Annotated in this window: 15 protein-coding genes; 3 read left to right on the forward strand and 12 right to left on the reverse strand. The window is 53.7% G+C overall.

Translation table 11 applies throughout. The features are described from left to right. Positions 1–57 precede the first annotated feature (57 nt). From Q334_RS0114915 to Q334_RS0114925, 3 genes are read right to left on the reverse strand one after another with little or no spacing between them, the layout of a single operon-like run. Complete coding sequence (locus tag Q334_RS0114915) at positions 58–1,032, reverse strand: ABC transporter substrate-binding protein (protein WP_027313914.1); 975 nt, start codon at positions 1,030–1,032, stop codon at positions 58–60. Next, positions 1,029–2,843 carry a sensor histidine kinase gene (locus tag Q334_RS20145; protein WP_027313915.1) on the reverse strand — a complete coding sequence of 605 codons (1,815 nt, stop codon included), beginning with the start codon at positions 2,841–2,843 and terminating at the stop codon, positions 1,029–1,031. Before Q334_RS20145 ends, Q334_RS0114915 begins: the two co-directional genes overlap by 4 nt. 12 nt (positions 2,844–2,855) lie before the next feature. Then, positions 2,856–3,803: an ABC transporter substrate-binding protein gene (locus Q334_RS0114925; RefSeq protein WP_027313916.1), complete on the reverse strand. Its 948-nt coding sequence runs from the start codon at positions 3,801–3,803 to the stop codon at positions 2,856–2,858. 326 nt (positions 3,804–4,129) lie between these two features. Here Q334_RS0114925 and Q334_RS19365 point away from each other — a divergent pair, with 326 nt between their 5' ends. Continuing rightward, the gene (locus tag Q334_RS19365; RefSeq protein WP_162157440.1) at positions 4,130–6,823 is read left to right on the forward strand and encodes an EAL domain-containing protein; all 2,694 of its coding nucleotides are present in this window, start codon (positions 4,130–4,132) and stop codon (positions 6,821–6,823) included. Here the strand turns inward: Q334_RS19365 and Q334_RS19370 are convergent. From Q334_RS19370 to Q334_RS19390, 6 genes are all read right to left on the reverse strand, one after another. After that, positions 6,777–7,370, reverse strand: a complete 594-nt coding sequence (locus Q334_RS19370) for a nitroreductase family protein (RefSeq protein WP_051527843.1) — start codon at positions 7,368–7,370, stop codon at positions 6,777–6,779. The genes Q334_RS19365 and Q334_RS19370 overlap by 47 nt on opposite strands. Next, a complete protein-coding gene (locus tag Q334_RS19375; RefSeq protein WP_051527844.1) occupies positions 7,367–9,316 on the reverse strand; it encodes an iron ABC transporter permease in 1,950 nt (649 codons plus the stop codon). The genes Q334_RS19370 and Q334_RS19375 overlap by 4 nt, the downstream gene beginning before the upstream one ends. Next, positions 9,309–10,244: an ABC transporter substrate-binding protein gene (locus Q334_RS19380; RefSeq protein ID WP_051527845.1), complete on the reverse strand. Its 936-nt coding sequence runs from the start codon at positions 10,242–10,244 to the stop codon at positions 9,309–9,311. The genes Q334_RS19375 and Q334_RS19380 overlap by 8 nt, the downstream gene beginning before the upstream one ends. Further along, on the reverse strand, positions 10,237–11,001 hold the full coding sequence (locus Q334_RS19385) for an ABC transporter ATP-binding protein (protein WP_051527846.1): 765 nt from the start codon (positions 10,999–11,001) through the stop codon (positions 10,237–10,239). Before Q334_RS19385 ends, Q334_RS19380 begins: the two co-directional genes overlap by 8 nt. A 47-nt stretch (positions 11,002–11,048) precedes the next feature. Beyond that, a complete protein-coding gene (locus Q334_RS0114955) occupies positions 11,049–13,247 on the reverse strand; it encodes a TonB-dependent receptor (protein ID WP_027313917.1) in 2,199 nt (732 codons plus the stop codon). Positions 13,248–13,463: 216 nt separating this feature from the next. Continuing rightward, positions 13,464–14,312 carry a hypothetical protein gene (locus Q334_RS19390; RefSeq protein WP_051527847.1) on the reverse strand — a complete coding sequence of 283 codons (849 nt, stop codon included), beginning with the start codon at positions 14,310–14,312 and terminating at the stop codon, positions 13,464–13,466. Here Q334_RS19390 and Q334_RS0114965 point away from each other — a divergent pair. Further along, entirely contained in the window at positions 14,311–15,309 is a 999-nt protein-coding gene (locus Q334_RS0114965) for a GntR family transcriptional regulator (RefSeq protein WP_027313919.1), read from the forward strand. The two genes, Q334_RS19390 and Q334_RS0114965, sit on opposite strands and share 2 nt — an antisense overlap. A gap of 150 nt (positions 15,310–15,459) precedes the next feature. Continuing rightward, the gene (locus Q334_RS0114970; RefSeq protein ID WP_027313920.1) at positions 15,460–15,831 is read left to right on the forward strand and encodes a cupin domain-containing protein; all 372 of its coding nucleotides are present in this window, start codon (positions 15,460–15,462) and stop codon (positions 15,829–15,831) included. 197 nt (positions 15,832–16,028) lie between these two features. Here Q334_RS0114970 and Q334_RS0114975 read toward each other — a convergent pair whose 3' ends face one another. Genes Q334_RS0114975 through Q334_RS0114985 form a run of 3 tightly spaced genes read right to left on the reverse strand, consistent with a single transcriptional unit; the run spans position 16,029 to position 19,967 of the window. Then, a complete protein-coding gene (locus tag Q334_RS0114975; RefSeq protein WP_027313921.1) occupies positions 16,029–16,658 on the reverse strand; it encodes a sarcosine oxidase subunit gamma in 630 nt (209 codons plus the stop codon). Then, positions 16,651–19,668, reverse strand: coding sequence for a sarcosine oxidase subunit alpha (locus Q334_RS0114980; RefSeq protein ID WP_027313922.1), 3,018 nt, complete (start codon positions 19,666–19,668; stop codon positions 16,651–16,653). The genes Q334_RS0114975 and Q334_RS0114980 overlap by 8 nt, the downstream gene beginning before the upstream one ends. Then, on the reverse strand, positions 19,665–19,967 hold the full coding sequence (locus Q334_RS0114985) for a sarcosine oxidase subunit delta (RefSeq protein ID WP_027313923.1): 303 nt from the start codon (positions 19,965–19,967) through the stop codon (positions 19,665–19,667). Before Q334_RS0114985 ends, Q334_RS0114980 begins: the two co-directional genes overlap by 4 nt. Between the last annotated feature and the right edge of the window lie 3 nt (positions 19,968–19,970).

Raw genomic sequence — 19,970 nt, forward strand, 5'->3', positions numbered from 1 at the left:
GTTGTGAGTCCCCTGACTTCACTGTTTTATATTGTGTAGCATGGCGTGATACAACCCTTAAGGGGTATCAGCCATAGGCACCACTTGCCCCCAGGCTAGCAAAGCGGGCTTAAACACAATACCCAACTGCTCAGCTAACGCCATGTTGAGCCACAGGTTGCCTAGCTTATTCGTCACCGGCGCAATGCTGCTGATGGGGTGACCCGCTAACACACGCAAACTGGTCTGCCCCACCCACTGCCCCTGCTCTTCAGGCACCTTGACCAGTGAAAGCAAACAATACTCCTTTAACCACTCATTAACGGTACCGACCGGCACCTTAGTCGTGGTCGCAACCCAGTGCTTAAAGTCTTGTCCATCCCAGCCCCGAATTCCTTCCTGATTCGAGAAAAACAACACATCAACCTGCTGCTGCATCTGCTGGTAAGCTTGCTTCAGCTCCTGGTACTCGTTCACCAGTGCCACCTGAGTAAACTGGATGCCCATTTGCTCCACCATCCAATGCAGCTTTTTCCTATCCGTCGAGGAGTCCACTGATAAAAAGCCAATGCGGCTACCCTTGGCCTCCTCTTGCAATAAACGTAGTAGCGAATCCAACAACTCAACTTCAACCATGCCGGTCACATAAGGAGTGGGAAAACCATACTGGCTGGCATCCCAATTAAGGCCACAAAACAATACGGGGATGGGGCCGTCGGCATAATAGGGGCGGATGAAATACTGCGCCGCATTATCATCACAGGCGATAATCAGATCCGGTTTGATCGCCTGGGCAGCTTCTTGAGCAATCTGCCCAGCACTGATCATTTCCGGCTGAGAGCGGTTGCGTTTGGTATCCATGTAGTGCACCACTAACTCTACATCTGCCCCGGCCAGTTGCTGGCGCAATCCCGCCAAAATACCATCACTCCAGGCATAACCAGGATGGTAAGAATCAACATAGAGAATGCGTGCTGGTGCGGCCTGCACTGGCTGAACCAGCCAGACCAACGCCATTGCTAAGCCACACAGCCACCCGTACTTAACGCTCATTGCTCACCCTCCTGCTGCTCACCCTTTGCCTGCCCTGATTGAACAGCTAACTGTTCAATCAACACCGACAGCTCGCGACTACGATATTGCTGTGCCAAAGTCGCAAGTTGCTGGGCTAACACAGCACCATCGGTTAGGTTCGCAATCTGCTGACTTAACTGAGTAACTTGCTGCATATTGCCCAGGCGTACACTCTCTTGTAGTTGTCGGTACAACGCTGCAGGCAAAGTAGGCCAAACGCGTTGGCTGCTAAGGGAGGGTTGCTGTGGTGCCAGCTCCCCACCGGCCATCAACTGCAATTGAAAATAAAAACGGCTCCCCTGCCCTGGCGTACTTTCTACCTTCAACTCACTCCCCATCAACCTGACCAACTGCTGGCTAATTGCCAAGCCGAGTCCAGTGCCCATGTGCTTATGCAACTGTTCACCTTGCTGCTCAAAGGGATTGAAAATTCGCTCCAGCGCGGCTTCCTCAATACCGCAACCAGTGTCCTCTACCGCCAGCATCAAGGTATCTGACTGCAACCAGTGCGCCTGCAAGCACACCTGCCCTTGCTCGGTAAACTTCACCGCATTGCTCAGCAGGTTGAGTAGTATCTGCTTCAATTTGACCGGATCAGCCTCTACCCAAGCCGGCAGATGTTGATAATCACACTCTAATGCCAGCCCTTTGAGATGCGCCTTGATCGTAACCTGTCGCTCGATTGAGGCTAACCATTCAGCCACGGCAAAACGCTGGGGAGTTAACTCCAATTTACCGGCTTCTATCTTGGCCAGATCCAGTAGGTTATTAATCAAGGCCAGCAGGTATTCACTATTGTCCTGGATGGAGGCCAAACCTTCGGTGACTGGAGCTGCCTGCGGGTGCTGCTGTAACACCTGGGCATATCCCAGTATGGCGTTCAAAGGGGTGCGGAGTTCATGACTCATCATCGCCAGGAAGCGACTTTTGGCCCCACTGGCTTGCTCAGCCAGTAACGACATCTGCTGTGCCTGGGTCAGTGCCTGCTGCAGTTCACGATTAACCTGCTGTATTTGCACGTTGGCCTGCACCAGTTGACTTTCCACCACCTCCCTTCTTGCCAACATGGCATTAATACCCTGAGCCAAATTCGCCATTTCGTCCTGGCCACGCACACCTTGAATACGGGCAGACAACTTGCCCTCCGCCGCTTGATTGATACAGTGCAGGGCTTTATTCGTTGCCTTGACTAACTTGCCAGCCAAGCGCCTGGCAATAAATAACGTTAACAACAAAAACGCCAGGCTAAACAACGTCATTTGCAGGACATACTGGTTACGCTTGGCGTAGATTTCATCCTCACTTACCCGCACCAGCAGCAACCACTCCCAAGCCGGAAACAACGCACGCGCCATCACATAATGGCTACCCTCCTGTCCCTGATAATGAAATATCGACTGGCTGCCTGGCTCTCCTCGCAATTTGCGCATTTTTTCTTCTGGCATCAGAGAACGATAATCTCGGCTGGGGTGCATCAATACCTCCCCCGCCAGGCTCAATATCAATACCTCTTCACTTTCAAAAAAACGGCGGCGCTCACGGAAACGCTTAAATAGTGCAGTCTGTGCTTGGCGAATATATTGGGGAGAAGTCACCACCCCTGCTCGCTGCAACGTATAATAGGCATCCTCTACTTCCTCATGAATCTCCTCTACCTGCTGGGAAAGTAGTTCACTGCTTAGCTCTTTCACCACCTTATTCAGGGTATAAACCCCTAACACCAAAATAATCAGCGACAATGGCAACAAAATAGCCAGCAAAAATAAATTCGTTTTAACATGCAGGCGCAAAGGCTTCCCCTACTACTTAATTAAACGGGCACGCTGTAAATCATCTAATGAGAAAGTCACTCCAAGCTGTTTAGCAATACGCATATTGGCAGTTAAGATTGAGAAACGATTTGTGGTTAAGGGTATCTGGTCTACCCTTTTTCCTTCCAACACGTCCAAGGCTGCCCTCGCTGCCCAGGCCCCCTGCTCATCCGGGAACTTAGCCACCGCAAACAGGGTATATTCCGCCATCCAGGGTGCCGTAGTACTCGTGGGGATGACGATCTCAGTCTCCGAAAAAGCCACCGCTTGCTGATGATCCCACTCAGCAATCCCTACATTATTATTTAAAATCAAGCCATCCAATTCATGCTGGATACGCTTAATTAACTGACGATACTCGGAGAAGTCCTTCACTACATAAAACTGCAGCTTACCTGCAAAGTAACGCTCATTAATCTCTCGATAAATAACATGATCCGTCAAGGTATCACCAGAAACATAAGCAAAACGGTCACCTTTGGTGAAATAGGCAAAGTATTCCAACATCGGTTCAATAGGATCAACCTCAACCATTCCCGTCGTATTGCTATAGGGATAGCCGTATTTTTTCTCATCCCAATTCACTCCACAGAAAATAACTGGCAAATCAGCGTTGCGGTAATACGGCATCACCAGGAATTCAGAAGCATTGTCATCTGCGGCGATTAGAACGTCGGGTTTAAATTCATCAATTTTTTGCTTGGCTTCACGTCCGGCATTTTCAATAAATGAAAGCTCCTGATTACGCTTGGTGTCCATATAGTGAACCTCAAGCAACACGCCGGTATCGCTCAGTACTGATTTAACCCCACGTAATATGCCATCACTCCACTCGTAACCCGGATGGTAGGAATCAAGATAGAGCACTTTTTTGCCTTCCAGCGCAGCAACACTCATCGCACTGTACAAGCCCAGGTATATCGCTATTAACCAGCGCATCGCCCCCTCCTATCATCAAGACTATGGCATCAACACAGTGGCAACTGAGCAAACCATCACGCCATGCTTTTGACTGATAGTGTCTTTATAGTCACGATCGTTGAGGTTAAAAAGTCAGCAGCGCTGCTCCTTTACCGCCACTTTCCACCTATTTATAGCCACGCCTTGCTCTCCCCTTGCCAAACTAACAGTAGCTCCCTATCAAGTGAAAAAGCCTCACCTGAACAATGCTCTCAAGGTGTGGAGCGCGAAATTAGCTAAACTAAGCGAAAGCTGGCCTTATCGGTGCGGCTTTCAGGTAGGATGCGTCACGCCCTATGAGCGATATGCCCAAACCTCGCATACTGATCGTCGACAACACCCCAGCTAATCTGGAGGTGCTGGTAGCCAGTTTGGCTAAGCACGATCTTGAGGTACTGGTTGCCCAGGATGGCGAAGAAGCACTAGAACGGGCTCGTTATGCTCAGCCGGCACTGATACTGCTAGATGTGCTAATGCCCGGCATGGATGGCTTTACCGCCTGCCGCCAACTCAAGCAACACACCGAGACTGCGGATATTCCCGTGATTTTTATGACGGCATTAAATGCCGTTGAGGATATAGTGCAGGGATTTGAGGCCGGCGGGGTCGATTTTGTCAGCAAACCTTTCCAACTAGCCGAAGTGCTCGCGCGGATTCAAACCCACCTTAGCCTGCGCCTTAGCCAACAGCAGCTCCGTCAGCACTTACAGGAAATTCAGCAAGAGGCGGAATTCCGTGCGGCACAAAGTCGCTTATTGGAACAAATTGCCCGTAACCTTCCCCTCAACGAAGTCCTCACCAACCTCATCACGCTAATAGAGGAACAATGCGAAGGGTTAAAGGGTTCGATACTGCTGTTGGATAAACAGCAACGCCAAGTGATTACCAGCCTGAGCCGTCAACTGCCGACGGGTTTTAGCCAAGCGCTGGTGGGGCTCCACATTGGTCCCAGCCAAGGCTCCTGTGGCAGTGCCATGCACCACCGTAAAACCATTATTGTCGAGGATATGCACAGCGATCCCTTGTGGGAAATGGCACAAGACCTGATTGGAATTTATGGCCTGGGAGCCAGTTGGTCGACCCCCATCATATGCGGCAACGAACAGGTGTTGGGATCCTTTGCCCTGTACCACGACCACCCCCGCAGTCCCAATGAAAACGAGCTACGGCTGATGGATCTGGCGGCACACTATGCGGGTATTGCCATTGAGCGACACCAGAACGAAGCGATGATTCGGCACTTGGCCCGCCACGACTCTCTCACCGGCTTACCGAATCGTCTTCTGTTGGAAGATCTATTGAGTCAGTCACTGCCCCAGGCTCAACGTAATGATGAACAAATTGCCCTCCTTTTTATCGATTTAGATCATTTCAAAGATGTAAACGACAGCCTCGGCCATCATGTTGGCGATGCGTTACTCAAACAGGTCGCCGAACGCTTCCGCCAAACCATTCGCGCCAGCGACACGGTTGCCCGCCTGGGTGGCGATGAGTTTGTTATTTGCCTGTTTGGCCTCAAGGGTGAACACAGCACCGCACTCATTGCCGACGAAGTAGTCAAATCCCTGCAACCACCTTTTGAGCTGGGTCATCACCAGGCCCACATTGGTTGCAGCATTGGTATTAGCCTTTTTCCAGGGGATGGTGAGGATGTGGATACCCTGCTGCGAGCCGCAGATACGGCCATGTATGCCGTAAAAGCAGAAGGACGCAGTGGTTATAAGTTTTTCCAGCCGGAGCTAAATGTTCGCCTGCAACAGCGTTTTGCCATGCATAACCGCCTGCATCAGGCCTTTACCCAAGGGGAGTTTGAACTCTACTACCAGCCCCAGGTCAGCCTGCGTAGTGGCAACATTACCGCACTGGAGGCATTGTTACGTTGGCGCCACCCGGAACAGGGCGTTCTTTTGCCACAACATTTTTTACCCTGGCTGCCTCATTCCGGCTTACTGATCGATATTGAACGCTGGGTACTCACCCGCATGTGCGAAGATCAGCAAAGCTGGCAGCAAGGCCCCCTTGGCCAAACTCGCCTGTCAATTAACCTCTCCATTGAACAATTGGAGTGTCAGGACTTTCCGGACTTTGTTGCCCGCACTCTGGGCAAGTACCAGATCAGCAAAGGGCAACTACAATTTGAGTTAGCCGAATCAGCGCTTGCCAGCCAACACCAGCAATTACTCGACAATCTAAAACAGCTACACCAACTCGGTATTGCGCTAATCCTAGATGATTTTGGCAGCGGTTTTTCCTCCCTGGCATACCTACGCCAACTGCCCTGGAGCGGCCTCAAAATCCATAAAAGCTTTATTGAAGACATTACCCATAACCATGATTCTGCCGTGGTAGTACGGGGCATTCTGGATGTGGCCCACCACTTTGGCATGAAGTGCGTTGCCAAGGGGGTCGAAACACCGGTGCAGCAGGCCTATTTACACAAAGAAGGATGCGATGCCATTCAGGGACACTTAATTTGCCAAGCAGTCCCCACTGACGAACTGTTAGCCTTCGCGCAACAATATGCGCAACGCAGCCGTCCTAACGAAGCCACGGTTTCCCATCAAAATTTATTAATTGTCGATGACGACCCTGGCATTTGTGCCTCTATCCGCCGCCTCTTACGAATGGAGGGCTATCGGGTCTACACCGCCAATAGTGCCGAGCAAGGGCTAGACTTGATGGCATTGCATGATATTGGCGTCGTGTTGGTGGACTTACGCATGCCCGGCAAAAACGGCATTGATTTCCTGACTGAAATCAAAACACTGCACCCACAAAGTATTCGCCTGTTACTGACCGGCTTTGCGGATCTGCAAGTCGTCATTGAGGGGGTTAATCAAAGCAGCATCTTTAAAATCATCACCAAACCCTGGCAGGATGAAGCTCTGGTTGACAATATTCACGAAGCCTTCCGCTGGCACCGCGCTCTGGTGCGTGAGCACCAAGCCTCTCTTAGCAAAACTGCAACGGCTGCAAATTCCCTGCCCCCTGCCAGCTGAAGCAATGGGGGACAACAGACGCTCGCTTACGCTCACCAACCTGTATCGGCGTACCCGTAAACAGATAGCCCAGTAGTGCATCCTCAACAGCCAATCCCATCAACTTCTTGAACTCATCGCTATAGCAGGTCTCACCGCTATACCAGATGGCACCAAAGCCCTCAGCATGCAGGGCATTCAAGACATTTTGGCAAGCCGCCCCAGCGGCCAAAATTTGCTCAATCGCCGGCACCGGATGCTCCGGCTTCACCTTAGCGGCTACCGCAATAATCTGCGGCGCCTGCGCAATAAATGCTAAACCAGCGGCGATTTGCTCCGCACTCGCCTCCGGATGATTACGCTGCCAAATCAGCGTGAGTAGCTGCACCAGCTTCGCGATGGCCTGACCTTCAATCAGAATAAAGCGCCAGGGACGAAGACTGCCATGGTCGGCAGCCGTCATCGCTGTACTGAGAATACGCTCCAATTGCGCACCGGCAGGCGCAGGAGCACATAATTGATGAGCATGATAAGAGCGGCGACTGAGTAAGCATTGCAGTGCATTCATGCTGATTTCTTTCCTCGATAACCCAACAGCAATAACAACAGAAAATAGAGACTACCTAATACCGACACCACCAACCCCACGGGAATCTCAAAGGGAAACAGTAGTAGGCGTCCTAAGGCATCTGCCCATAGCATTAATCCGGCTCCCAATAAGCCACTGACTGGCAGTAACAAGCGATGCTGTCGTGCCCCTAACACACGTGCGATATGGGGTGATAACAAGCCGATAAAACCAATGGCCCCCGCCACAGCGACTGCCGCTGCGGTGATCAATCCGGTCAGTAGGAGTACCCCAGCCTGCAAGGGGCGCACAGGCAACCCCAATAGGCGCGGCATCAGTTCGCCTAGTTGCAAGGCATCCAGTGGACGGGCAAGCAATAGCATCAAGCCACTGGCCGGCAATACAATCAGCGCCAGCGTCGACAACGCATAAAAATCCGCACCATAGGTCGTACCCGCTAACCACACCATGGTGGAGGCTGCGGTTTCACTGCCAAAGGTTAAACAAAGAGTCGTAGCTGTTGAGGCAAAGGCAGATAAGGTGATCCCCAATAATGCCAAATGGGCCGCCGACATACGCAAACGTAACCCCAGTGTTAATACCGCTAATGCTGCCAGCGAGCCTGCCAAAGCCAGTAATATCATCCATTGTCTGGGCAACGCCGGCCAAAACAGCAGCACCAATGCAATCGCTAAGACCCCACAAGCGCTCAAACCGGACACATCCGGACTCGCCATCGGGTTGCGAAATAAGGTTTGCAGTGATGCACCTGCCAGCCCCAGCCCCCAACCAACCAATGCCGCCATCACCAAACGGCGCAGCACCGAAGCATCCGCCCCCCAGGCCAATCCCCATGCACTAACGGCAACGAACAGGAGGGTACCCCATAACAACGTGGCAGCACTGAGCTGGCCTAATTGTGGTAAGGCGAAACGACGAGGCTCCATCGCGGTATGACGACGTAAACGTGGGGTTAATAACAACCAGACCAAATAAGGTGATCCCAACAACACCGTAATCACCCCTGCTGGCAGAGTGTATTGACCATCATTGAGCCAATGGCTGGTGTTTTCTGCCAGCAGTACCAAGAGCGCACCCAACGCCAATGTCATGAGCCATTGCGGATAACCGGGACGCAGACGCATCAAGTTAACCGCATGGGGCACCAACAACCCAACAAAACCAATAATGCCTACAGCACTAATCACCAATGAGGCTTGCAGGATCGCAATAAAAAGCGCCAACCAACGCCAGCGTTCAGTAGCAATACCCAGACTGCGTGCCTGGGATTCGCCCAAGCGAAAGCTCTCCAATCCCTTCAACAGCAATAAAGGTAGCAACGGCAATAACACCAACCAGGGCAAAAGCTGTGTCACCAGACTCCAGTCTGCCTGGGTAATCTGACCGCCCCCCCAGAGAAAAAGACCATCAAGGCGATTTTCATAGAAGATCAATAAACCTGCACTCACCGCCCCCAGCCCTAAACTAAGCGCCATACCGATCAAAACCAGATGCAGGTCTGTACCTCCAAGTACACGGGCCAAGGCATATACCAGCAAACCACTCAACAGCCCCCCAACAAAGGCGCCCAACCACAACACCAAATAGTGGGAATCTGGCACCAATACGGAGGTCAACACCGCTCCCAGCAGTGCGCCACTACCTACCCCGAGGGTACTGGGAGAAGCGAAGGGGTTATTCAGACTGGTTTGCAACAACCGCCCCGCCATGGCCAAATTGGCTCCTACCAATAGTGCCAAAAGTGCGGAGGGCAAACGGATATGAGTCAACACTGCCCAGGTCGCATCACTGACCGCCCCATGCGCCAGCAAGAGCGGCCATTCAAAATAGGGCACCAGACTCAGTCCGCCCAACAGCAACAGCAGGGCTAACCAGAGTCCATACGCTGGACTTGACGAAGAATGAACCATCATTTTGCTATTCATGGCCTGACTCCTTGCCCAATAGCGTTTGCTCCAGCGCAGTAAGCATCCGTTGCGCAGAAACTGGCCCACCAAAGCTCCACAGGGGTTCAATTTCTAACACCTGTCCTGCCCGTACAAAAGGAAGCTGCTGCCACACCGGAGAGGAGCGCATGCGCATACCCTCCCCTTCTTCTGTACGCTCTAAAATCAAGGTAACTTCCCCCAGGCGGGGTAAATGCTGCAATTGCAGATGAGTAAAATCCTTACCCGGTAGAGCTTGCTGCCAGGCATAGTCCAACCCTAGCTGCTGCAATAAGCTGGCTGCCAATGACTGGGGAGCAAACACCCGCAAGCCGTATCCCATCCCCACAAACTTGCCAAATACCACTGGTTTCCCTCGCCACCCTGCAGCGGTTAAACGGTCGCGGGTTTGTTGCAGCTGTTGTTCCAGAGTCTGTAACTGCTGCTCAGCCAGATCAGTTTTTCCCAACACCTGTGCCAAACGCCGGTACATACTGTGCATCTGCCGGTAATAGCTGTAATGGGGTTGATCCGCCTTGGCATATTGTTGAAACAGCAGGGTGGGAGCAATTTCATTCAACTGTTCAAACAGACGGGCATGGCGGAAGTCATAACCCAGAATCAGCTCAGGCTGTAACTCGGCCAGACGCTGTAGATTGGGCTCTTCCCGTCGCCCTAACTCCGCCACAGTAGCTGGCATCGGTGGGTGATCCGTTTGCCACTTGCGATAGCCTTCAATGGTGGTCACGCCGATAGGCTCGACTCCCAATGACAACAGCATTTCCGCCATTGTCCAGTTGAGTGCCGCAATACGTTGGGGAGGCTGGGTAAAGGCGACCTTACCCCACTCTCCCTGTGCCTGATAAGGTGCGGCCTCCAGACTGAGCTGCCAACAACACAGACACAACATCAAGAAAGGCTTAACCATAATCCGCCACCAAGTGTTGCTGCAGTTGCTTCATCCGCACCCCAAATACCTTGGCGATCACATCAGGACTTAACACCTGCTGGGGCGCTCCACTGGCAACCAGGCGGCCACGATCCAGCAGCACTACCTCATCACTGAAATGGCGAGCCTGATCCAATTCGTGTAGCACCCAAATAATGGTGCAGCCTTTGTCTTGATTCAGTTCACGTACAATACGCAGCAATCCCAGCTGGTGATGCATATCAAGCCACGAGGTAGGCTCATCGAGCAGTAGATAATCACTGGCCTGCGCCAGAACCATCGCCAACCAGCAACGCTGCATTTCTCCCCCCGAGAGTTGCTCCAGCGGTTGCTGCCTAAGCGCGGTCAATTCTGTGCGGGCCATGGCTTCTTCAATTGCCAACTCGTCTTCTCGACTCAGGCGACGAAACCATCCCTGATGCGGATAGCGCCCAAAAGCAATCAACTCCTCAACCCGTAACCCCAGGGGCGGAATATTTGCCTGAGGTAGCATCGCTAATCTTTTCGCCAACTGGGCCGGGCGCCAGTGTGCCAAACTTACCCCCTCTAGACGCAACTCTCCCTGACTCGGCTGCGCCAAGCCCGCTAATAGACGTAGCAAGCTACTTTTACCTGAACCATTAGGCCCCAGTAATGCGGTAATCTTTCCCTTGTGCAGAGGCAGTGTCAGCTCGCTCAACACCGCGACTCCCTGAGGATGGTAGTCCACCCCCTCCACTTCAAAACCCTGTTGCATAAGTGCTAAAGCCCGCTAAAAGCGGGCTCTCCTTAATCGAAACGAACTTAGAATTTGACCGAGTAGTTGAGTGCGTAGCTACGCCCACGACCTCGGAAGGTAAAAGCGGTCGGAGAAGCCAAGCTGCCATACAGATCCTGGGCCTGCTGGCTCCACAGAGTGACATAGTCTTCATTAAGCAGGTTACTGACCCCAAAGCCGAGGGTACCCTTGCCTAGCTGGTAGGTACCGAGCAGATCCACCAGGGTATATCCCTCATAAGCACGGCTGGACTGGCCATCTTTAAAGCCTTCGTCATAGTCAAACAGAGTCTGGCTCTGCAACTGTAAATACAGATCTCCCTGCTCGTAGCCCACCCAGGTGACGAGTTTATCCGGCTGAGCCTCCAGTTTACCTAGGGCTTTCCAGCCCCCCGCGGTTTCTGTCTCACCCACAGAGTGGTGATAGCTGCCCCCGGCTGACCAATTGGGGGTAAATTGATAGCGCCCGCTTAGTTCTAAGCCATAAATACGCTTTTTCTGATCCAGCAGGTTAATCAGGAAGGTGGATTTGTTGATATCAACCGTCTTGTCAGACTCGCTGTAGTAAAGCGCCGCCTGGCCGTCGAAATCCCCTTTGGCCAAACGCCACCCCAGCTCCAGCGAATTAGTGGTAATCGCATCCAAACGGCTATCACTCACGGATACCCCTTTCAGCAAGGTCCCGCCGGAATACAGACCCTGGCCGTAGTATTTAGAGGCATCGGGCAATTCAAAACCTTGCGATAGGTTGGCATAAAGCTCCTGCTCAGGAGTCAGCTGGTACACCACTCCAATGTTGCCCAGGAGTGCGCCATAGTCTGTTTTACCACCAGGTACCGCATCAGCCCGGGCAAGTGAACCAAGATGAATCTGATTTTGCTGGTCATAGCCAACAAAATCGCCAACCTGCTGCCAAATATGTTGATAACGCAGGCCGCCTTTTAGGGCGACACGCTCACTGGCGTGCCAGTTTAACTGGGCAAAAATGGCTGCACTGTCGGTATCCACATCCGGATAGCGCCCCACCTCACCGGTTTCCTTAAACACCAGACCACCACTGGCAAAGGCATTCGCCACATTAAAGTGGCGCGCCTTAGCACTGAAGCTCTCCTGCTCCATATCCAGACCGTATACCAAATCGGCATCCAAGCTGGGCAAATCCTTTTGCAGAGTGGCCTTGAGGCTGGTGACATCTGTTGCCTGTTCCGAAGCGGTATAAGCCATATAGGAGGAAATCACCGGGAAGGGGAAAAAGCGGATAGTTTCACTCCGATGGGATACCTGCACGTCCAGGCGCTGATCCGCCAGATCCTCATGGGTATAGGTAAAATTGACCAGATTGCGGTCTGTTTTCGGCTGGTTTTGCAGCGCCAACCCGGCCACAGGTTCAGTAGGCACAGTACCGCGCAGATTGGCCAGATTAGTGCCTAAATAAGCCGCACGGTCAGAGTCCTGTTCATTACTAAAGTGTTGTAAGGTCAAGCCAAGACGCTGGTTTTCATCCAGCTCAAAACCGGTTTGCAGCATCAAGTCATGCTGATCACTGTAGTCGGAAGAAATTTGGGTAATATCGGGTAGGACACGCTGGCCGTTGGCACTATAGAACTGGCCACTTTGCTCTAACTCCAGCGACAATCGGTAATCCAACCGTCCCTGACTGCCACTGATGGCTGCCCCCAGTTGCTTACTGAGATCATCTCCCCCTTGCAGACTACTGCTAAAACCACCATGCAGTTCAATGCTAGGCTCTGCTCCACCGCCTTTTTTGGTGATGATATTGATAATGCCGCCGCTGGCGGAGGCACCGTAAATGGAGGTCGCCCCTGAGATCGACTCGATCCGCTCAATATTATCCAGATCGATAGATTCCAGCTGACGGCTGATATTACGGCTGGAGTTCAGTGAAACCCCGTCAATCATCACCTGCACTGAGCGGCCACGCATCAGCTGACCTGCATTAGTGCGGGTTTCAGAACTCACCCCCAGGCTAGGTAGTTTCTGCGCCAAAAGTGCACGCAAGTCCTTACCAGCAGCGGCCTGGCGTGCAATTTCCTCCTGTTCAATCACATGCACACTACCGGGAATCTCAGCAATCTGTTGCAACTGGCGGTTAGCAGTGATGATCAGTTTTTCCTGTTCGCTCACAGGGCTTTGCGCCTGCACCTGAGTAGCGCTGATGGCCAAAGCCACTCCACTCAGTGCAAACAGATTGCGCGACAAGGTCATGACAGACTCCCTAGCAAAGTGTATTTTGATAACGCAAAATACTACTGTTAATGCAATTCGTTCGCAATAACATTTATCTTATTAAATGAAACTTATTTATTTAACAGCATCAAGGGAGCGTATCTGTGCAAGGGGTTAGACAAGCAGCCAAGTGCACAACGCTCTTAGCTGGCAAGCAGGTCAACTTAGTAGCTGGCAGAACAGTTGGCAGTCCGCTTAGTCAGAGTCAGACACCTGACAGCTCTGCAGATATTGGTGAAAAAAGTGATTAACAGCTGGCGCCAACGGCCTGGCATCATGCCCTACCCCTGGCAACCACTGAAGTTCAAAGGGAATAGACTGGCGTTGCAGGCTCGCCGCCAACTCTTGCAGGCGCGCTACCCGCGTGGAACCGAGCTGCTGCAGATCCTCACGCCACAGCGGAGAGTCTGGGGTAATAGCGATTTCATCCGTTTCGAAGTCATCAGCACCCGCAATCAACAGTATACGTACCCGCGCGACCTGTTCGGGTTGCCACTGTCGGGCAAACAGGCTGTGCATGTCTGCCACGCCGCGCCACCAGCTCAGTGTCGGTTCTGGCAGCGTAATCACTCCTGGCGCACCAATCGCAACAGCAGCAAAACGCTGCGGGTGCAACCACAGCATTCGATGGGCAAAATGACCACCGCCGGAAAACCCAAACATCAGCAACTGATCCTGCAGAATGGGGTAATCCTCCGCCACCTGCGCCAACATCTGCCACAGGATTTGATCGTACTCGATGCCCTCGTAGCGAATAAATTTGTAGGAGGAATGGTCATAACGTCCCGCAATACCGCAGGGAAACAACGGAGCCAAGACGATCAACTGCCAGCGTTGGGCCAAATCGATAAAGGCTTCCCTATAGCTTTCTGCGCGCCTTTCCGTACCATGCACAGCTATCAGCACCCTGGCTGGGCGACCCCGGGGCAATCCCGGTGGTACATAAAGGCAGTAACTAAAACGTGGATCCCGCTGCAAAGCGGTAAAGGGCACTGCACCTTCCTGGTAGCGGACATCGTTGGCAACTAATTGCGTGATAGGCATGAAAACCTTCCCTTTGGAATCAACCGAGACCACTGACTTACAACGCCACCTGGCCAGTCAAATTATTCAGTTACTGCAGCAGCAACAGGCTGGTGCAGGCACCCGGATTTCCGAATCTCGCTTAGCGGCTCAGTTTAAAGTATCCCGCTCCCCGGTTCGAGCCGCCCTCAAATGGCTGGAAAGCCAACAGTGGCTGGAAACCGAGCCCTACCGTGGCTATCGCCTTACCTGTGATGCCGCACAACTACCCAATCTACTTACTCCAGCTCCCTTAAGCCCGGATGAAGCTCTGTATCAGGAGATCACCGGGGACTTATTCTTAAGCAAGCTCCCCTCTCCCTTTAGTGAGGCCGAGCTGGCCCGCCACTATCAGAGCGATAAAGTGACGCTACGCGGTGTGCTGAATCGCTTAGCCAGTGAAGGAATTTTACAGCGCGAGCTGGGCTATAAATGGAGCATCTGCGCCGACATTGGCAGCTACGACAGCCAGGTAGCCAGCTATCGTTTCCGCTTGCTGCTGGAACCCCACGCCCTCGCCTGCAGCGAATGGCAACTCCCTGCCGATACCCTGCAGCAACTCCGCCAGGAGCAATTACACCTCCTGCAACAAGCAGAACACCTCAACCCTGCGCAGTTGTTTAACGCCAACGCCCACTTTCATGAGACCCTGATCCGCGGCTTGGCTAATCCTTTCGCCAGTCAGGCCATCAAACAGCAAAACCAGTTGCGACGCATTCCGGAAATCAAAGCGATGAAAGTCATGGGTAACCCGCGCCGCTCGCTGGAAGAACATGTCGCCATTATCGACGCCCTGCTCAGCGGTCAGCAGCAACAGGCATCAGCCTTATTGCAACAACACCTGCAAAACGGCTTGGCTACCCTGTCACGTAACTACCAGCGCCTACGTCAGCTAAGCCCCGCGCAACAACGTGCACTCTTAGCTGAACACTACAGTGCCGATGCGGTAGAAGCCTTTCTACGCAGCTTGGCAGATTAGCCACCTCCTACCTTCGCACCTCCCTGCAACGAGCCAACCGCTTCATTGGCCAATCTAGGTATAGCGTTGCTCATCAGCCGAGGGGATGAAGTACAGCAGTCGACTAGGGTAGGATGAAATGCTCTTCATAGTGCGCCAGGAAACCTATCCATGCCTAAAACCATTGCTGACCTTGTCTCCTTTGCTGATGCCTCTACCCCTGCCAGTATCGACTTTCCCAAGCCAGAACGTTTGGTCAAGGGTAACCCCCAGCGCACCACCTGGAATCACTACAGCGATAGCCAAGAGCGCTTCCACTCTGGTGTTTGGGAATGTGAGCCCGGCGCCTGGGAGGTCTATTACGACGAGAATGAAGACGAATTTTGCTACATCGTTGAAGGGCGTTTTCGTCTGCATGATCAGCAGGGCCAATACAAGGAGTTCCAGGCCGGCGATGCCTTTGTGATTCCCGGTGGTTTTTGCGGTGTATGGGAAACCCTGGAAAAGGTGAAGAAACTCTATGTGATTGCCAGCAAGGCTTGATCGCGACCTATCCAGCGCCAGTCGCCGAAAAAAGAGACCCTGCATGGCAAGCTTTCGACAGCGGTGAGGAGCCATGGCAGGGCCATAAGGTGACGCATCGACACTGAGCAAAGTCAGCAGCGAAGGAGTGCTCCTGTCAGGGGAGGATGGCAGAGCCAGGAGTCCACTCTGCCATCGGGCGAAAACAACCTAATCTTTTAAGCCTTGATCGTCAGTCCGTATTCGGCACTGGCATCCTGCAACCACAGGAAGGCATAGTCGGCAAAGCTGCGGCGAATCACCAGCTCGTACACATCCTCAGCCGTACGGGTCAACTGCATCTGGGTTTTCGCCAGTGTCGTAGTGACCGTTTTACCCACCGGCAAATTGCGGGGGTGTACGTCATAGCAAGTGGACTTCTGCAACACCTTGCGTGCGTCCGGGCCGGACAGCTCCAGCACCGTTTGCCCGCCACTGGTGTTGACGATGGAGTAATGCCCCCCCATCGCTTCGCGCAGGGCCAGCTCCAGTTCATATTCACGTCCGCCTGGAACAATAATCAGCCACTCATCTGGCGCTAGCCAGTGCACCTGTACATCGCCCTGGCGCTGATACTGCAGGGGGGTGGCTGGCAACGCCAACCCCAACACCCGCTCTACCCCTTTGGCAAAGAGTTCATTAGCCAGAGAGCCACGTAATACCAGGTGCCCCAGCAGTTTTTTCTCCTTCAGCACCACGCCGCCCTGACCATTCTGGCGCGCCATCTGCTCCAGGTTCAGGTGATGCAAGGGGGACTCGGCACGCACCGACGCACCCGCTACCTGTTGAAATACGGCTACCTTAGACATGTTGGCGCTCTCCTTTAGGGTCGAAGAAGATATAGCTGCAGATTTCGGCACTGAGGACTTCCCCCGTCGCCAAGGGCAAATACACCGTCTCCCCCATGCGCTGTTGGCCGCCCTTAATCAATGCCATGGCAAAGCTATGGCCAAGATTGGGACTGAAATAACTGGAGGTGACGTGGCCCACCATCGGCATCGGGATCGGGTGGTTGGGGTCCAGCACAATCTGCGCCCCTTCCGGCAACACCCGGCGCGGGTCTTTCGGTTTTAAACCTACCAGCTGCTTACGATCCGTGCGTTTGCAGTCTTGCCGTTGCATACCGCGCTCACCGATGTAGCTAAAGGGTTTGTTTTTCGCAATCACCCAGCCCATCGCCAAGTCTTCCGGAGTAACCGAACCATCGGTGTCCTGGCCCACGATAATGAAGCCTTTCTCCGCCCGCAGCACGTGCATGGTTTCAGTGCCGTAAGGGGTCAGATTGTACTTGGCGCCGTGTTCAAACAGCTTTTCCCATACGTGAAGGCCGTAGTTCGCCTGCACGTTAATCTCATAGCTCAGCTCACCGGTGAAGCTGATGCGGAACACCCGTGCCGGTACCCCCGCCACCGTGCCTGCACGCCAGTCCATAAACTTGAAGGCGTCTTTATCCAGATCGATATCGTCGGTCAGCTCAGCCAGCAACTTACGGCTATTGGGGCCGGAGATCGTCAGGGTAGACCAATGATCCGTTACTGAAGTGAAGTACACCTCCAGCTCAGGCCACTCGGTCTGGTGCCACAGTTCCAGCCACTCCAGCACCCGAGCGGCGCCGCCGGTGGTGGTGGTCATCAGGAAATGATTTTCTCCGAGACAGGAGGTCACCCCGTCATCGAACACCATGCCATCTTCTTTGCACATGATGCCGTAACGGCACTTACCGACTTCCAGCTTCATCCAGGCATTGGTGTACACCCGGTTGAGGAACTCACGTGCATCGGGGCCCTGGATGTCAATTTTACCCAGGGTCGAAGCATCCAGAATGCCGACTGAATCACGTACCGCCTTGGACTCACGCTGCACCGCCTGGTGCATGTCTTCGCCATTTTTGGGGAAATACCAGGGACGTTTCCACAGTCCCACGTCCTCAAACTCAGCACCGGCCTTGATATGCCAGGCATGCATGGGTGAGTAACGCTTAGGATCGAAGAACTCACCGCAATCACGGCCAACAATGGCTCCGAAAGTGATCGGGGTATAGTTGGGACGGAACACCGTGGTGCCCACCTCGGGAATGGTTTTGCCCATGGAGTGAGCAGCAATCGCCATGCCGTTGATATTGCCCAGCTTGCCCTGATCCGTACCAAAGCCCATGGCGGTATAGCGCTTGACGTGCTCGATCGACTCGAAGCCTTCACGGGTCGCCAACTCAATACCGGCAGCGGTGACATCATTTTGCAAATCAACAAACTGCTTGGGAGCACGGGAGGTAGGCTTGAGGTGCGGCACCAGGAACAACGCCATCGGCGCCTCCTCCTGCCACACTTTAACCTGGGGTACGGTAGCAGGCTTGCTGCTGAAACCCGCCTGTTCCACAGCCGCACTGCCCGCCTGGAAACCTTCCGCCAGCACATTAGCCAGCGCATAGGTGCCCTGTACTGCGCCTGCGCACAGCTGCTTCTGCACGGTTTTACCCGGCACAAAACCAATAATGTCGTCACGCCATTCAGGACGGCTACCGGTATGGCAAGACAGGTGCACCACCGGGCTCCAGCCACCGGAGCTGGCAACGGTATCGCAACTTAGCGTCTGGGAACTGCCAAGGGCCTTTTCACCCTTGGCATCCAGCGTGGCCACCAGCACACCGGTGACACGCTGCTTACCCTGGGCTTCAATCACGCCGGAGCCGGCAATCACTTTAATACCCTTGGCTTTGGCCTGGGCGACCCGCTCCCCTTTAGGATCACGGCGGCTATCCACCACTGCCACCACTTCACCACCGGCATCCAGCCAGTCAATAGCGGTTTGGTAGGCATAGTCGTTGCTGGTCATCAGCACCAAACGCTTACCAGGGCGCACACCGTAACGGTTGATGTAGATTGATACCGCATCAGCCACCATCACCCCAGGCAGATCGTTATTGGCAAACACCAGGGGGCGCTCATGGGCACCGGTCGCCAATACCACCTGCTCCGCCCGCACCTTGTGCAGACGCTGGCGGCTCATATTGGCAGGCGCACGCTCACCCAGATGATCGGTACGGCGCTCGTGAATGGTGAGGAAGTTGTGATCGTGATAACCGTTCACGGTGGAACGGGGCAGCATCAGCACCTCAGGATAGCCAGCCAGTTCTTTCACCGCCGCAGCCACCCACTCAACCGCGGGCTTGCCATCGATCAACTCACGGGTATGCAGCAGGCAGCCGCCAAACTCGCTCTGTTCATCGGCAATGATGACCCGCGCACCGGTACGGGCAGCACTTAACGCCGCCGCCAGACCGGCAGGGCCGGCACCCACGACCATCACATCACAATGATGATGCATGCGGTCATAGGTATCGGGGTCTTTTTCACGGGGGGCACGGCCAAGGCCAGCGGCCTTACGGATGTACTTCTCGTAAGTCGGCCAGAGCGACTCCGGATACATAAAGGTTTTGTAGTAGAAGCCAGGGGGCATAAAGCTGCCGCCGATTTTGCCCACTACCCCCATCAGGTCGAAGTCGACATTAGGCCAGCCATTGGTGCTGGCACAAGCCAGACCATTAAACAGCTCTTGCTGAGTCGCCCGGACGTTGGGCACCTGAGTGACCTCGGTGGCACCCAGTTGCAGGATGGCATTGGGCTCTTCCGCCCCGGCCGCCACGATGCCACGCGGACGGCTGTACTTAAAGCTACGCCCCAGCACATCCACACCGTTGGCCAGCAGCGCTGAGGCCAGGGTATCCCCGGCATAGCCCTGATACTGTTTGCCATTAAAGGTAAAGCTGAGCGGACGGCTACGGTCGATGCGACCACCGCTGGAGAGACGCTGCTGGCTCATGATGCGGCTCCTGTTACTGCGTCTGTAAACTTCGGCTGTTCACCCACTTTGTAGGTTTCCAGAATTTCATAGGTGACCGTATGACGGGTGACGTTAAAGAACTTACGGCAACCCACCGCATGAACCCACAACTCATGGTGCAGGCCACGGGGATTTTTACGGAAGAACAGATAGTCTCCCCACTCTTCATCGGTGCAGGCGCTGGGGTCTAACGGACGCTTGATATGCGCCTCGCCAGCGGGGTGAAACTCTTCCTGCTCGCGGTGTTCGCCACAATGGGGGCAGTAAATATGCAACATGGT

It is taken from the genome of Balneatrix alpica DSM 16621, assembly GCF_000619885.1.
Classification (GTDB): Bacteria; Pseudomonadota; Gammaproteobacteria; order Pseudomonadales; family Balneatricaceae; genus Balneatrix; species Balneatrix alpica.

Bases quoted from the DNA above. Each gene is read 5' to 3' on its own strand.
- Q334_RS0114915 (WP_027313914.1), bottom strand. From the start codon at position 1,032: ATGAGCGTTAAGTACGGGTGGCTGTGTGGCTTAGCAATGGCGTTGGTC.
- Q334_RS0114925 (WP_027313916.1), bottom strand. From the start codon at position 3,803: ATGCGCTGGTTAATAGCGATATACCTGGGCTTGTACAGTGCGATGAGT.
- Q334_RS19365 (WP_162157440.1), top strand. From the start codon at position 4,130: ATGCCCAAACCTCGCATACTGATCGTCGACAACACCCCAGCTAATCTG.
- Q334_RS19370 (WP_051527843.1), bottom strand. From the start codon at position 7,370: ATGAATGCACTGCAATGCTTACTCAGTCGCCGCTCTTATCATGCTCAT.
- Q334_RS19375 (WP_051527844.1), bottom strand. From the start codon at position 9,316: ATGAATAGCAAAATGATGGTTCATTCTTCGTCAAGTCCAGCGTATGGA.
- Q334_RS19380 (WP_051527845.1), bottom strand. From the start codon at position 10,244: ATGGTTAAGCCTTTCTTGATGTTGTGTCTGTGTTGTTGGCAGCTCAGT.
- Q334_RS19385 (WP_051527846.1), bottom strand. From the start codon at position 11,001: ATGCAACAGGGTTTTGAAGTGGAGGGGGTGGACTACCATCCTCAGGGA.
- Q334_RS0114955 (WP_027313917.1), bottom strand. From the start codon at position 13,247: ATGACCTTGTCGCGCAATCTGTTTGCACTGAGTGGAGTGGCTTTGGCC.
- Q334_RS0114965 (WP_027313919.1), top strand. From the start codon at position 14,311: ATGAAAACCTTCCCTTTGGAATCAACCGAGACCACTGACTTACAACGC.
- Q334_RS19390 (WP_051527847.1), bottom strand. From the start codon at position 14,312: ATGCCTATCACGCAATTAGTTGCCAACGATGTCCGCTACCAGGAAGGT.
- Q334_RS0114970 (WP_027313920.1), top strand. From the start codon at position 15,460: ATGCCTAAAACCATTGCTGACCTTGTCTCCTTTGCTGATGCCTCTACC.
- Q334_RS0114975 (WP_027313921.1), bottom strand. From the start codon at position 16,658: ATGTCTAAGGTAGCCGTATTTCAACAGGTAGCGGGTGCGTCGGTGCGT.
- Q334_RS0114980 (WP_027313922.1), bottom strand. From the start codon at position 19,668: ATGAGCCAGCAGCGTCTCTCCAGCGGTGGTCGCATCGACCGTAGCCGT.
- Q334_RS0114985 (WP_027313923.1), bottom strand. From the start codon at position 19,967: ATGTTGCATATTTACTGCCCCCATTGTGGCGAACACCGCGAGCAGGAA.